General features: G+C 69.5%; 16 protein-coding genes. 7 read left to right on the forward strand and 9 right to left on the reverse strand.

Going from position 1 to position 13,260, the window contains the following annotated elements:
* Positions 1-111 precede the first annotated feature (111 nt).
* On the reverse strand, positions 112-522 hold the full coding sequence (locus JWN68_RS00550; RefSeq protein ID WP_297733116.1) for a hypothetical protein: 411 nt from the start codon (positions 520-522) through the stop codon (positions 112-114).
* A gap of 71 nt (positions 523-593) precedes the next feature.
* Positions 594-2,480 (reverse strand): DNA primase, encoded by a 1,887-nt coding sequence (gene dnaG, locus JWN68_RS00555; RefSeq protein ID WP_297733119.1) that lies wholly within the window; start codon positions 2,478-2,480, stop codon positions 594-596.
* An 84-nt stretch (positions 2,481-2,564) separates the two neighbouring features.
* Between dnaG and JWN68_RS00560 the strand changes: the two genes are divergently transcribed.
* Genes JWN68_RS00560 through JWN68_RS00570 form a run of 3 tightly spaced genes read left to right on the forward strand, consistent with a single transcriptional unit; the run spans position 2,565 to position 3,635 of the window.
* Positions 2,565-2,969 (forward strand): phage holin family protein, encoded by a 405-nt coding sequence (locus tag JWN68_RS00560; RefSeq protein WP_297733122.1) that lies wholly within the window; start codon positions 2,565-2,567, stop codon positions 2,967-2,969.
* A complete protein-coding gene (locus JWN68_RS00565) occupies positions 2,962-3,246 on the forward strand; it encodes a DUF3618 domain-containing protein (RefSeq protein ID WP_297733126.1) in 285 nt (94 codons plus the stop codon). The genes JWN68_RS00560 and JWN68_RS00565 overlap by 8 nt, the downstream gene beginning before the upstream one ends.
* Positions 3,247-3,281: 35 nt before the next feature.
* Positions 3,282-3,635, forward strand: a complete 354-nt coding sequence (locus JWN68_RS00570) for a hypothetical protein (RefSeq protein ID WP_297733128.1) — start codon at positions 3,282-3,284, stop codon at positions 3,633-3,635.
* Positions 3,636-3,638: 3 nt separating this feature from the next.
* Here the strand turns inward: JWN68_RS00570 and JWN68_RS00575 are convergent, their stop codons facing one another.
* The 6 genes from JWN68_RS00575 to JWN68_RS00600 all read right to left on the reverse strand — a co-directional run bounded on the left by JWN68_RS00575 (position 3,639) and on the right by JWN68_RS00600 (position 9,768).
* Positions 3,639-4,910 carry a deoxyguanosinetriphosphate triphosphohydrolase gene (locus tag JWN68_RS00575; protein WP_297733131.1) on the reverse strand — a complete coding sequence of 424 codons (1,272 nt, stop codon included), beginning with the start codon at positions 4,908-4,910 and terminating at the stop codon, positions 3,639-3,641.
* 109 nt (positions 4,911-5,019) lie between these two features.
* Positions 5,020-5,964 carry an SH3 domain-containing protein gene (locus JWN68_RS00580; RefSeq protein ID WP_297733134.1) on the reverse strand — a complete coding sequence of 315 codons (945 nt, stop codon included), beginning with the start codon at positions 5,962-5,964 and terminating at the stop codon, positions 5,020-5,022.
* Positions 5,965-6,167: 203 nt separating this feature from the next.
* The gene (gene dusB / locus JWN68_RS00585; protein WP_297733137.1) at positions 6,168-7,304 is read right to left on the reverse strand and encodes a tRNA dihydrouridine synthase DusB; all 1,137 of its coding nucleotides are present in this window, start codon (positions 7,302-7,304) and stop codon (positions 6,168-6,170) included.
* A 37-nt stretch (positions 7,305-7,341) separates the two neighbouring features.
* Entirely contained in the window at positions 7,342-7,968 is a 627-nt protein-coding gene (locus JWN68_RS00590) for a hypothetical protein (protein WP_297733140.1), read from the reverse strand.
* 27 nt (positions 7,969-7,995) lie between these two features.
* Complete coding sequence (locus tag JWN68_RS00595) at positions 7,996-9,396, reverse strand: glycine--tRNA ligase (RefSeq protein WP_297733143.1); 1,401 nt, start codon at positions 9,394-9,396, stop codon at positions 7,996-7,998.
* 51 nt (positions 9,397-9,447) lie between these two features.
* Positions 9,448-9,768, reverse strand: a complete 321-nt coding sequence (locus tag JWN68_RS00600) for an antibiotic biosynthesis monooxygenase (protein WP_297733145.1) — start codon at positions 9,766-9,768, stop codon at positions 9,448-9,450.
* Positions 9,769-9,870: 102 nt separating this feature from the next.
* Between JWN68_RS00600 and JWN68_RS00605 the strand changes: the two genes are divergently transcribed.
* The 4 genes from JWN68_RS00605 to JWN68_RS00620 are packed head-to-tail and all read left to right on the forward strand — an operon-like array spanning position 9,871 to position 12,989.
* Positions 9,871-10,746, forward strand: a complete 876-nt coding sequence (locus JWN68_RS00605; protein WP_297733148.1) for a metal ABC transporter substrate-binding protein — start codon at positions 9,871-9,873, stop codon at positions 10,744-10,746.
* Positions 10,740-11,543, forward strand: coding sequence for an ABC transporter ATP-binding protein (locus JWN68_RS00610; RefSeq protein WP_297733151.1), 804 nt, complete (start codon positions 10,740-10,742; stop codon positions 11,541-11,543). Before JWN68_RS00605 ends, JWN68_RS00610 begins: the two co-directional genes overlap by 7 nt.
* Positions 11,540-12,571: a metal ABC transporter permease gene (locus JWN68_RS00615; RefSeq protein WP_297733155.1), complete on the forward strand. Its 1,032-nt coding sequence runs from the start codon at positions 11,540-11,542 to the stop codon at positions 12,569-12,571. The genes JWN68_RS00610 and JWN68_RS00615 overlap by 4 nt, the downstream gene beginning before the upstream one ends.
* Entirely contained in the window at positions 12,558-12,989 is a 432-nt protein-coding gene (locus tag JWN68_RS00620; RefSeq protein WP_297733158.1) for a Fur family transcriptional regulator, read from the forward strand. The genes JWN68_RS00615 and JWN68_RS00620 overlap by 14 nt, the downstream gene beginning before the upstream one ends.
* Before the next feature lie 105 nt (positions 12,990-13,094).
* On the opposite strand, the gene JWN68_RS00625 is transcribed toward JWN68_RS00620, so the two are convergent.
* On the reverse strand, positions 13,095-13,260 hold a 166-nt coding region (locus JWN68_RS00625), incomplete at its 5' end, for an undecaprenyl diphosphate synthase family protein (RefSeq protein ID WP_297733161.1).

The raw sequence follows: 13,260 nt of genomic DNA on the forward strand, positions 1-13,260 counted from the left end.
AACCCTCCGGTTAACAGCCGAATGCTCTGCCAGTTGAGCTACAGGGGATCGCTTGTGCAGCGGTTCGAAACCTTAGCAAGCCCGGTCGGGTGGAGGAAATCAGGACCGTTGCTACAGCCCGATGTCGGCCCTGGCAGCGGCCAGGGCCGAGGCGGACGCCACGCGGACGACCGGGTCGGCGGGGTCCACGCCTTCGTCGTACTCGAAGAACCACTCGATCGCGCCGGTGCCACGAGGCGCCCGGCGGCCGATGACCCGGACACCGCGCCGGCCACGCATCGAGACGTGGCGCTGCAGCACGACACTCGCCGTGACCCGCTCCCGGACGAGCTCGAGGAGCCGGCCGGGCAGCTTCAGGTCGTAGGAGTGCGCCACCTTCTCCTGGCCCCACGACCCCACGAGGGACACGCGGAAGGCGTCGGCGTCACGGTCCCAGTCGGCCGCCTCGACCTGCTCCCACGGGATGCGGGTCGAGCCGAGGTAGAGGGCGTCGCGGGTCCCGGCCAGCACGACGCCGTCCACGCTCTCGCACCACGCCAACACTCGTTCCCCGGGGCCGACAGCCACCGCAGGCGAGGAACGCCTCAGCGACCTCACTGCGACTTCACCTGCTGGTCACGCAGGTTGCGGCGGTGCTGCTCCAGGGCGACGAGCTCACCGAACATCTTGTTGTACGGCGCAGCGTGCTCGACCGGGTTGGTCCGCTGCAGCCGCGACTTCAGCTCGGCGATCCTGCGCATCGTGGTCAGCTCCTGCAGGCGGTAGACGTGCATGGCGACATAGGTGGGGGTGGGCTCGGCGGGCGTCAGCACGGGCTCGACGCCGAGCTCGCTGATCGCCGACGAGACCGCGGGGTCGGCCGCCGAGGAACGCACGCGGGTGCTCCATCCGTTGTCCTTCGCACCGGCAGCCGGGCCGCCGGCCGCGGCAACGGCCTCCCAGACACCCCGGTAGGTCGGATGGCTGAAGTCGTGCGGTCCGACGCCCTCGATGACGCGGCCCACCGCGCCGGGGTGCTGGATCACGATCTTCAGCGTCTCGCGCTCGGTGCTGAAGCGGGGGTCGCGCAGGCTGGGCACCCGCGGGCGGGACGGCTGCGCCGCTGCCGCTGCCGCTGCCGCCGGAGCGGCTCGTCGCTCGTCCGGGCGTTCGGCGCGGGCGGCTGCGCGGCGTACTTCACGGCGAGCGTCATCGACGTCGACCCCGATCATCCCGGCGATCTCGCGGGCAAACGCGTCGACCTTCGACTTGTCGCGGATGCTTGAGACGAGCCCTGCTGCCTCGCGCATGGCGTCGATCCGGGCGTCCGCGCGGTCCAGGTCGTACTTCGTGACGACGTTGGCGAGCACGAAGCGATACAGGGGCTGCCTCTTCGCGACCAGCTCGCGCACGGCGGCGTCCCCCTTCTGGATCCGCAGGTCGCAGGGGTCCAGGCCGTCGGGCTCGATGGCGACATAGGTCTGGGAGACGAAGTTCTGGTCACCGCCGAACGCCTTGAGCGCGGCCTTCTGCCCGGCGGCGTCGCCGTCGAAGGTGAAGATCACCTCGCCGCGGAACTCCTCGTGGTCGTGCAGGAAGCGCCGCAGCACGCGTGCGTGGTCGTCACCGAAGGCCGTCCCGCACGTCGCGACTGCCGTGGGCACGCCCGAGAGGTGGCAGGCCATCACATCGGTGTAGCCCTCGACCACGACTGCTTGTGAGGACCGCGCCATGTCGCGGCGGGCGAGGTCGATGCCGTAGAGGACGTGGCTCTTCTTGTAGAGCACGGTCTCGGAGGTGTTGAGGTATTTCGCCTCGATCTTGTCGTCGTCGAAGATGCGACGTGCGCCGAACCCGATCGTGTCGCCGCTGGCGTCGCGGATCGGCCACAGCAGGCGGCCCCGGAACCGGTCGTAGGCCGACCGTCCCATCGCCACCAGGCCGGCCGCGATCGCGTCCTCGTCGCTGAAGCCGCGCCCGCGCAGGTGCCGGACGAGCGCCTCCCCGTCGCGCGGGGCGAAGCCGATGCCGAAGGTGGTCGCTACGTCCTGGTCGAAACCGCGACCCGTGAGGAACTCGCGTGCGGTCACGGCCTCGACCGTCTCGAGCTGTTCGGCGTAGAAGTCCTGGGCGACCTTGTTGGCCTCGATCAGCCGGCCGCGCGCCGGGCCACGTGGCCGCTCGGGCGCGTCGCCGTCCTCGCGTCGCAGCTGCACGCCGTATTTGTCGGCCAACCGCTCGACGGTCTCGGCGAAGGTGAGTCCGTCGATCTTCATCAGGAAGTTGATGACATCGCCACCTTCCTGACAGCCAAAGCAGTGGAAATATCCGCGAGACGGGTTGACGTTGAACGACGGGGACTTCTCGTCGTGGAAGGGGCACAGGCCCTTCAGCGAACCGCCACCTGCCTTGCGGAGCGTCACGTAGGACGAGACGACGTCGTCGATGCGTGCCTTCTCCCGCACCTCTGCGATGTCGTCCTCGCGAATCCTCCCTGCCACGGGCCGGAGTCTACGTCCGCCCGCCGACACCCGTATGGGTTGGCTCGGCTTCCGATCAGTGGCCGTCTTTGAGAGGTTGGGAGCATGAGCCATCCCATGCAGAGCAACGACCAGACCATCGGGGCACTGGTCCACCAGCTCACCACGCAGGTCCCCGAGCTCATCCGCTCCGAGCTCAGGCTGGCGCAGGCCGAGGTCACCCAGAAGGGCAAGGCGGCCGGTGTCGGCATCGGCATCGCGGGCGTCGCCGGCATCCTGGCCTTCTTCGGGTTCGGCACGCTGATCGCGACGGCCGTCCTCGCACTGGCAGAGTTCCTCGACGCCTGGTTGGCAGCACTCGTCGTGGCGCTCGTCCTGCTGGTCACGGCCGCAGTGGCCGGCCTGATCGGCAAGAAGAAGGTCACCGAGGCCGGACCGCCCACCCCCGACCTGGCCGTCGAAGGCCTCAAGGAAGACATCGCCACCGTGAAGGGGAACAGAAGTGCCTGACTCGAAGAGCCCCGAGGAGATCGAGGCGGAGATCCTCGAGCAGCGCGAACGCCTCGCCGAGACCGTGGACCAGCTGAGCGCCAAGCTCGACCTGAAGTCCCGGGCCAGGTCCAAGGTCGCCGAGGTCAAGGACCGCGCCACCCAGGGGGTCGCCGACGTCAAGGACCGCACGACCACCACCGAAGGCTCGCCGCGCCCCGAGGTGCTCGCGGCCGCGGGCTCGCTCGCGGCCATGATCGCCGTGCTGCTCGTCTGGCGCCTGCGCCGCGACCACTGATCGAACAACGTCCACCACCACCAGAGGAGAACGTCATGATGAAGAAGCTGTTGCTGTTGACCGCCGGCGGGATCGGCTACGTCCTGGGCGCTCGCGCCGGACGTGAGCGCTACGACCAGATCGCCGGGATGGCCACCAAGGTCAAGGACAACCCGCGCGTCCAGGACGCCGCCCAGCAGGCGGCTGAGACTGCGAAGGCACAGGCGCCCGTCGTCAAGGACAAGGTCACCTCCGCCGCCAGCAGCGCGGCGGAGAAGGTGAAGCCCGGTGGCGGCTCGGACTCGTCGTCGGCCGCCTCGAGCCCGGCTCACTCCGACCTGGAGTCGCAGCTCAACCCCGACAGCACCGCCCTGCAGGACAACCCCTACCCCCAGGGCGACCTGCCCTAAGGGTCAGCTGCGGCGCATCAGCTCGGCATGACGGCTGATGGCCCGCGCATCCGTGTACGACGCCACCTGGTCGACGATGACTCGTTGCCGGGTGGCGTCGTCATGTGCGCACTCCCAGTCCTCGACGAACGAGGGGTCGAGGCCATCGGGTCCCAGCGCCCAGAGTCCCTCGAAGAGCTCGGCCATCAGGCTCCGCTGGCGCTCCATCAGGTCGACCCGGTCCTGGGCCTGCATGACGTAGTGGGCGGCGATCCCCTTGAGGATCCCGATCTCGACCTCGGTCTGCCGCGGCACCACCAGGTCGGCGCGGTGCCGGATGAACGGACCGTCCGACGCTGCGAACGTGGCCGTCTGGACGCTCCCGCAGAAGCGGCCCACGAGGTCGCTGGTGAGGTTCTTGATCACCGCGAGCGAGCGCCTGCTTGCGTCGTACGCCGCACGCGGCCAGCTCTCCTGCGCCTGCATCGACGCCAGAGCATCCGACAGCTCGGCGTCGTCGCACTCCGGGAGGTACCACGCACGGACCGTCTCCCACAGGGCGTCGAGGTCGAGCCTGGTCAGGTCGAGCCGGTCGGCGACGATGCCGTCCTCGACGTCGTGCACCGAGTAGGCGACGTCGTCGGCCAGGTCCATCACCTGCGCCTCGAGGCACTTGCGCGTCCCCTCGACCCCCTGACGCAACCAGGCGAAGACCTCGACGTCGTCGTCGTAGACCCCGAACTTCACCACGAAGCGGGGGGTCCCGTCGGAGTGCACTCCCCCGGGGTCGGTAGCGAACGCCCGGGTCCACGGATATTTCGTGCAGGCGTCCAGGGTGGCGCGCGTCAGGTTCAACCCGGCCGAGCCGTTCTCGGAGAAGGTCTTGGCCTCCAGCCTGGTGAGCAGCCGCAGCGTCTGCGCGTTGCCCTCGAAGCCTCCGCAGTCCTGGCTCAGGCTGGCCAGCGCACGCTCGCCGTTGTGACCGAACGGCGGATGGCCCAGGTCGTGGGCCAGGGCCGCGGTCTCGGTCACGTCGGCATGGCAGCCGAGCGCCCTCGCCAGGTCGCGGGCGACCTGGGCCACCTCGAGGCTGTGGGTGAGCCGGTTGCGGACGAAGTCGTCCGACTGCGGCCCGACGACCTGCGTCTTGGCCGCGAGCCGGCGCGAGGCGGCTGCGTGGACCACCCGGGCGCGGTCGCGCTCGAAGGCCGTTCGCTCCGGCGCGTCGACCCGCTTCGGGGGCTCGGCCACGATCCGCTCGCGGTCGGCGTCGGCGTACAACTGCTCGATGTCCATCGTGGACTGAGCGTAGTAGTGCCGTCCGACAGGTGCTTGGTGCCCTCGGTCGTCGTGACGGGCTCGCTAGGGCACCGGTTCAGCCGGATGAAGCTGGACGGCCGACGGGTCAGTACGTCGTGACGTGCACGTGGTCGTAGTGGTTGGCCGTGGTGGAGCCGCGGTCGGACATGGACCGCCAGCCTTCGCCGCCACGCTCGACCGACCAGATGTTCTGGGAGTAGATGATGTAGGAGACGCCCAGGGTGGAGTAGTTGGCACGCACGAACTCCGCCACCTCCCAGCCACGACTGCCGCTGACCATGATGTCGATCGCGAGGCCCTGGGCGTGCTCGCCGTCGCCGCGGTAGGTGCCGTAGGACGTGATCTCCGGGAAGGCGGCGCACACTGCACGGTGGATCGCGATCACGTTGGGCTGGCCGGAGACCGACGAGCCGTTGGTGCAGTCTCCCCCGAGCGTCGGCTCGTCCGGCTCGGGCGTCGGCTTCTCGTCGGCCAGGTAGCCGGCGCTGACCCACCGGGACTTGTCGTTGATGACGATCTCGACGCGGTCGTTCGCTGCCCGGCCGGTGACCAGCACCCTCTCGAGCTCGTCGAGGACGCCGAGCATCTCGGCATCGCTCTCCGGACCGGACCACAGGTTGAGCTCGGTGGTGGTCCACATCTTGGTGGCGGCGCGGCTGACGGCCTGGACCGCCGCCTTCCGCTCGGCCTTGTCCCGTAACTCGGACGTGCGTACTGCCTGCTGCTTGAGCTTCTGCCGGGTCTCGCGCTTCTCGACCTTCAGGGACTTCAGCCGCGACTCCGAGCGGGAGACGACGTCCTCACGCAGGGACCCAGCAGCCGCGGCGCGGGACACGACACCGGAGACGAGCGCCGCGTCGGCGGAGCTGATGCTCGCGGACGAGGCGAGGAACTGGTTGGTCTGGGGTGGGGCGAGCAGGACTCCGAGGCTGACGGCGGAGAACGTGGCCATGATGGCGATGGGTCCCGCGACCTGGATGGCCTTGGGGCGGCGGGCATTGGTTTCCCGCTTGTGGCGATGCTGAGCCACAGCGTTGATCCTTTGCTGATTGCGTGCAGGGGAAAGTCCAGCGCTCAAGCGGGGAAGCTCGGGGCGAGCGCCGGACGTGACGACGAGTCAAACACACGATCCGTGGCCTGTCTCAATTCTCGGGGCGAGTGTTCCCCTTCTTTCCCCTGCCGTGCCCATGGCTTTCCCCGGTGATGCACCTGAGGCCGCCCGTGAACCCCCGGTCAGCCGCCGGTCAGCTCAGTGGTGTCCTCGCGCACGTGCAGGTCACGCCCATCGGTGTCGTCCAGCCACCCCTCGGGCAGCACGACCCGCTTGCGGGGGGCTCCCTGGCGCCCGCGGGGGGCGCCCAGCTCCGAGGTGGGGAAGGGCTCGTCGGGATCCAGATCGGCCAGCAGCGTGTCCAGGGTGGCGAGCGAGTCGACCAGGGCCAGGGAGTGTCGAAGGTCACCCCCGGCGCGGAAACCCTTGAGGTACCACCCGACGTGCTTGCGGAACTCCTTGCACCCGCGCTCCTCCCCCATGTGCTCGCACAGCAGCTCCGCGTGACGTCGCATCATGTGGGCGACCTCACCCAGGTCAGGCAGCGTCGCGACGTCGTCCCCGCGGAACGCGGCGGCCAGGTCGCGGAAGAGCCACGGCCGGCCCAGGCAGCCGCGGCCGACCACCACGCCGTCGACCCCGGTCTCAGCGACCATGCGGATCGCGTCTGAGGCCTCCCAGATGTCGCCGTTGCCGAGGACGGGGATGTCGACCGCCTGCACGAGCTGGGCGATGGCGTCCCAGTCCGCCTGCCCCGAGTAGGCCTGCTCGACCGTGCGCCCGTGCAGCGCGATCGCCGCGGCGCCCGACTCCTGGGCGATCCTGCCGGCGTCGAGATAGGTGAGGTGGTCGTCGTCGAGACCCTTGCGGGTCTTCATGGTGACGGGCACGTCGTACGCCGCAGCGGCCCCCACCGCCGCCGCGAGGATGTCGGCGAGCAGCCCGCGCTTCCACGGCAGGGCTCCCCCACCGCCTTTGCGCGTCACCTTGGGGACCGGGCAGCCGAAGTTGAGGTCGACGTGCGCCACGCCGTAGTCGGCACACAGGATCTCGACGGCCTTGCCGACGTAGACCGGGTCGGTGCCGTACAGCTGGACGGAACGGACGGTCTCGAGGTCGTCGAACACGAGCATCTTCCTCGTCGTCTCGTCACCCTCGACGAGCCCGCGTGAGGTGATCATCTCGCAGACGTAGAGGCCTGCTCCCTGCTCGGCACAGAGTCGGCGGTACGCCGCATTCGTGATTCCGGCCATCGGCGCCAGCACGACGGGGGTGTCGATCGTGAGGGACCCGAGGGTCAGCGGAGCGGAACCGGCCATGGCGCCATTCTCGCCGGTCGGCCCGCCAGAGCGCGATTCAGCGGCGCTTCTTCTTCCGGTCCTGGCCGGGCTTCGGCTCCTTGGCCGGTACGTCGACGTCGCCGGTCCAGCTGACCGCTGCGGTCTCCAGGTCGGGCTGGAAGGTGATGGACTGGAAGTCCGCGCTGGGCGAGCTGAAGAAGACCAGGCACATCTCCGCCTTCTCCCCTGCGCCGAAGGAGGTGGGCAGCGGACCGGACGGGCACGGCTCGAAGGTGGTCGCGAACTTCGAGGGTGGCGACAGGACCTGCGCGGAGTCGACCAGGTAGAGCGGGACGTCGAGGCCGCCGATCTCGGGCTCTCCCCCGTTCGCGATCACCACGTCGACGTAGAAGGGCTGGTTTGCCTCGGTGATTCCGCTCGCCACGAGGTCCTTGAAGTCGGCGAAGCGACCCTCGCGCACCCGGTCGACCTGGATCGAGAGCTCGGTCGTGAGATTGTTCGTGGGCTCCCACGTCACCGACTCGGCGTCACCGAAGGGGACCTCGGTGGGTTCCGCGACCGGCGTCTCGGACGCCGAGGGTGTGACGGGCGCCGTCGGCTCCGGCTCGTCCGCGGCACATGCGCAGAGTGAGCCCCCCAGAGCGACCGTCAGGGCGAGCGTGGCCAGAGCGCTGCGCAGCATGCGTGCATTGTGCACCCCGAAGGTGCGTCAGCAGCCGACGAACCGCTCCGCGAACCAGCGGGTGATCCCGTCGAGACTGATCCGCTCCTGCGCCATGGTGTCGCGCTCGCGCACGGTCACGGCGTTGTCGTCGAGCGTCTCGAAGTCGACGGTGACGCAGTACGGCGTCCCGATCTCGTCCTGTCGGCGGTAGCGGCGCCCGATGGCACCCGCGTCGTCGAACTCGACGTTCCAGCTCTCCCTCAGGTCGGCCGCGAGGGCCTTCGCCTTGGGCGTGAGGTCTGCGTTGCGGGACAGCGGAAGCACCGCGACCTTCACCGGGGCGAGCTTCGGGTGGAGCTTGAGCACGACCCGCTTGTCGACGCCGCCCTTCGTGTTCGGGGCCTCGTCCTCGGTGTAGGCGTCGACGAGGAAGGCCATCATCGCGCGGTTGGGGCCGGCCGCCGGCTCGATGACGTAGGGCACGAAGCGTTCGTTGTTGGCCTGGTCGAAGTAGGACAGGTCCTTGCCGGAGGCCTCGCCGTGCTGGGTGAGGTCGAAGTCGGTGCGGTTGGCGATGCCCTCGAGCTCGCCCCACTCGCCGCCGGTGAAGCCGAAGCGGTACTCGATGTCGACGGTGCGCTTGGAGTAGTGCGAGAGCTTCTCCTGCGCGTGCTCGTAGAAGCGCAGGTTGTCAGGGTTGATGCCGAGGTCGACGTACCAGCGGTTGCGCTCGTCGATCCAGTACTGGTGCCACTCCTCGTCCTCGCCGGGCTTGACGAAGAACTCCATCTCCATCTGCTCGAACTCGCGGGTCCGGAAGATGAAGTTGCCGGGCGTGCTCTCGTTGCGGAAGGACTTGCCCATCTGGGCGATGCCGAAGGGGGGCTTGGAGCGGCTCGTCGTCACCACGTTGGCGAAGTTGAGGAAGATGCCCTGGGCGGTCTCGGGACGCAGGTAGTGCACCCCGGACTCGTCCTCGATCACCCCGAGGTTGGTCTTGAGCATCATGTTGAAGTTGCGCGGCGGGGTCCACGACGAACGGGTGCCGCAGTTGGGGCAGGCGACGACCTCGTTGATGTTGACGTCATCGGGGTTGTCGAGACCCTTCTTCGACGCGTACTCCTCCTGCAGGTGGTCCTCGCGGAACCGCTTGTGACAGGACTGGCACTCCACCAGCGGGTCGGTGAAGGTCGCGAGGTGGCCGGAGGCCTCCCACGTGCGGGTGGGCAGGATGACGCTGGAGTCGAGGCCGACGACGTCGTCGCGGCGGGTGACCATGGCCTTCCACCACTGACGCTTGATGTTCTCCTTCAGCTCCACCCCGAGCGGGCCGTAGTCCCAGGCCGAGCGCGTGCCTCCGTAGATCTCACCGCAGGGGTAGACGAAACCGCGTCGCTTCGCGAGCGAGACGACGTTGTCGAGGGCGGTGGGGGCGGGCTTGGCCACGAGGATTCCTTGCAGGGGAGACGGCCGGCTGGCTGCCGGTCAGGCGAGCGCTCAGCCTAGTGCGCGCGCCGACGCGACATTGAGGTCGGTGCCGGGCTCAGCCACTTCGTAGGCGCTGGGCTCGTCGATGGCCCGGCTCAGCAGCGGCACCGCCTGCATCTTGACGTCGTACGCCGACAGCGCGCGGCGGTAGGCGCCGACGTTCTCCCACCGCGTGGAGAGGACCCACAGCTCGGAGTCGTCGACGTTGCGGCCCACGGTGCCGTCGAGGTAGCCCGGCCGCTCCGCCAGCGCGGCGTGCGCGACCTCCATGTCGCTGCGGAACGCCGCCGCGTCGAGCGCTGGGACACGGAAGCGGGAAACGACGAGCACGATCGAACAGTACCCGCGGCGCGCTGTTTGACAATCATTCTCAATCGAGCGAGAATCATTCTCATGTCGTCGTCCGCCAGCCGTTCCCGTGTCCTCCCGCTCGTGGCTGCCTCCCTCCTCCTCGCCGGGTGCGGAGCGTCGAGCGGGGCGTCCGACTCCGACAAGCAGGCCGTCGCCGGGTTCTTTCCCCTGGCGTGGGTCACGCAGGAGGTGGCGGGAGATGGCTGGGAGGTCACCAACCTGACCCAGCCGGGCGGTGAGCCGCACGACCTCGGACTGAGCATCGCTGCGACCGCCGACCTCGACGAGGCCGACGTGATCGTCTTCGAGCACGAGTTCCAGCCCGCTGTCGACGACGCGATCGAGAACGTCTCCGACGCCACCCTCGTCGACGCCGCCGAGGCGGTCGAGCTGCGGTCGCTCGAGGAGGGCCACGAGGACGAGGAGGAGCACGGCGACAGCGGTACCGATCCCCACTTCTGGCAGGACCCGCTGCTGATGGCCGACCTCGGCGACGCGGTCGCGGAAGGTCTCGCTGACGTCGACGGGGAGAACGCTGCGACGTACCGCGCCAACGCCGATGAGCTGCGAGGTGAGCTCGAGCAGCTCGACGCCGACTTCACCGAGGGTCTGGCGGACTGCGAGCGCGACACCGTCGTCGTCAGCCACGAGGCGTTCGGCTACCTCGAGCGCTACGGGCTGCGCTTCGAGGGCATCGCCGGCCTCTCACCCGATGCCGAGCCCACGCCCGCCGTGCTGGGCGAGCTCGAGGACCTCATCGCCGCCGAGGGCATCACCACCGTCTTCTCCGAACGCCTCGCCTCGCCGGCGATGGCCGAGAGCCTCGCCGGTGACGCCGGTGTCGAGACCGCGGTGCTCGACCCCATCGAAGGACCGGGTGAGGGTGACGACGCCAGCGACTACGTTGCTCTCATGCAGCAGAACCTCGCAGCCCTCCAGCGAGCCAACGGATGCTGAACACCGCGGGAACCCCCGTCGTCGAGGCGCGTGACGTCACCGTCACCCTCGGCGGGCGACCGGTGCTGCGTGGCAACAACCTGACCGTGCGCGAGGGCGAGTTCGTCGCCCTGATGGGGGCCAACGGCTCGGGCAAGAGCACCCTGGTGCGCGCCCTCACCGGCCTGCTTCCCCTCACGCAGGGCTCGGTGCTCCTCTTCGGGACGGCCGTGGGCGACTTCAGGGCCCGTCACCGCATCGGCTACGTGCCCCAACGAGGTACGGCCGCGGGCGGCGTACCAGCCAACGTGCGCGAGGTCGTGGCGTCCGGACGGCTGACGCGCCGAGGCCTCCTGCGACCCACCAGCCGCGCCGACCGCGCCGCCATCGACGACGCCATCGGCGTCGTCGGACTCAGTGCCAAGGCCAGCGACAGCGTCTCCACGCTGTCGGGGGGCCAGCAGCAGCGGGTGCTCATCGCCCGCGCGCTGGCCGGGGAGCCCGACCTGTTCTTCCTCGACGAGCCGGCTGCGGGCGTGGACCTGCCCAGCCAGCTCGCCCTCGCCGACGCCCTTCGCATCCTCTCCGAGCGCGGTGCCAGCGTGGTCCTCGTCGCCCACGAGCTCGGCCCGCTCGAGCCCCTGGTCGACCGGGCGGTCGTCATGCGCGGCGGGAGGGTCGCCTACGACGGCCCGCCGCTCCCCCAGGACGACGTCCACGGCCACCACCACCCAGGGGGCCCCGCGCACGACCACGCGCCTCACGTCGGCTCCCCCTTCGACACGTTCCAGTCGCAGACCCGAGAGGGCGGCCGATGAGCCCCGTCGAGCTTCTCGACCTGCTCAGTCGCGACTTCATGCAGCGCGCGCTGCTCGCCGCACTGTTCACCGGCCTCGCGGCGCCCGCCATCGGCACCTTCCTCGTCCAGCGTCGACTCGCGCTGCTCGGCGACGGCATCGGCCACGTGGCCGTCACCGGTGTGGCGCTCGGTCTGCTCACCGGGACCTCGCCGACGTGGACGGCAGTGGTCGTGGCGATCCTCGGCGCCGTACTTATCGAGGTCATCCGCGAGCAGGGCCACACCAACGGCGACGTCGCCCTGGCGCTGCTCTTCTACGGCGGCCTCGCGGGCGGGGTGCTGATCACCGGACTTGCTGGGCAGGGCGCCAACAAGCTGCAGGCCTACCTCTTCGGGTCGATCACCAGCCTGTCCGACGCGGATGTCTGGTTCACCCTCGCGCTCGCGGTCGTCATCCTGGCGGTGACTCTCGGACTGCTCCCACGGCTGTTCGCGGTCGCCTCCGACCCGGAGTTCGCGAAGGTCGCCGGTCTTCGGGTGCGGTTCTACAACCTTCTCATCGCCGTGCTCGCCGCCATCACCGTCACGGTGGCGATGCGCACCGTCGGCCTGCTGCTGGTCTCGGCGCTGATGATCGTCCCGGTGGCGACGTCGCAACAGATGGCCCGCTCGTTCCGGACGACACTCGCGGGCGCGATGGCCGTCGGCGCGGTGGCCGCCGTCGGTGGTCTGCTGATCGCTGCGTCGTTCCCTGCGAACACCACCGTGGCGCCCGGTCCCACCATCGTGCTGCTCGCCCTGGCGATGTTCGCCGCTACGTGGCCTGTCGGCGTGTGGTTGCGCCGTCGCAGTCGACTGGCCGAGCCGTTCCCCATCCTCACCGACGACTCCCCCGACGACCACGAGGTCGGGCATGCCGACGGTGAGCACCTCCACCAGCACGGCGACGACTGCGGGCACCCGGCGGTGGAGCACGGCGACCACGTCGACTACGTGCACGACGGCCACCGGCACGCCCCACACGGAGAGCACTATGACGAGCACTGAAGGAATGGGCCTTGAACGCGTGAGCACCGAACGCACTCCCCTGCGCCCGACCCGGCAGCGCACCGCCGTCGCCGAGGCGCTGGCGTCCGTCGACGACTTCAGGTCGGCCCAGGACATCCACGACCTGCTCAGCCGGGCCGCGACGCCGGTCGGACTGGCGACGGTCTACCGGACCCTCAACGCGCTGGTCGAGGCCGGCGAGGTCGACATGCTCCGCACCGAGGACGGTGAGGCGATCTATCGCCGCTGCTCGGAGACCCATCATCACCACCTCGTCTGCCGCTCCTGCGGGGCGACCATCGAGGTCGAGGGCCCGGCCGTCGAGCGGTGGACCACGGCCATCGCTGCCGAGCACGGCTACTCCGAGGTGTCCCACGCGCTGGAGATCTTCGGCACCTGTGGTTCCTGCCAGCGCTGACGGCTCCCGGGTGTGGGTCTGCCGCAGGCGACCCTTACACGGGTCAGGGGTTGCAACGCCTGACACGTGATGGAGTCCCCGGATATCCGGGGACTCCATCACCCCTCAGAAGTTCGGCTGTGCTCCGCCGTACCTCCGGTCACGCCCGGCATAGGTCTCGATGGCGCGCCAGAGGTCGCGGCGGTCGACGTCGGGCCTGAGCACGTCGGAGAAGACGAACTCGCTGTACGCCGCCTGCCACAGCATGAAGTTGGAGAGCCGCTGCTCACCG

The organism is Nocardioides sp., assembly GCF_025964975.1.
Classification (GTDB): domain Bacteria; phylum Actinomycetota; class Actinomycetes; order Propionibacteriales; family Nocardioidaceae; genus Nocardioides.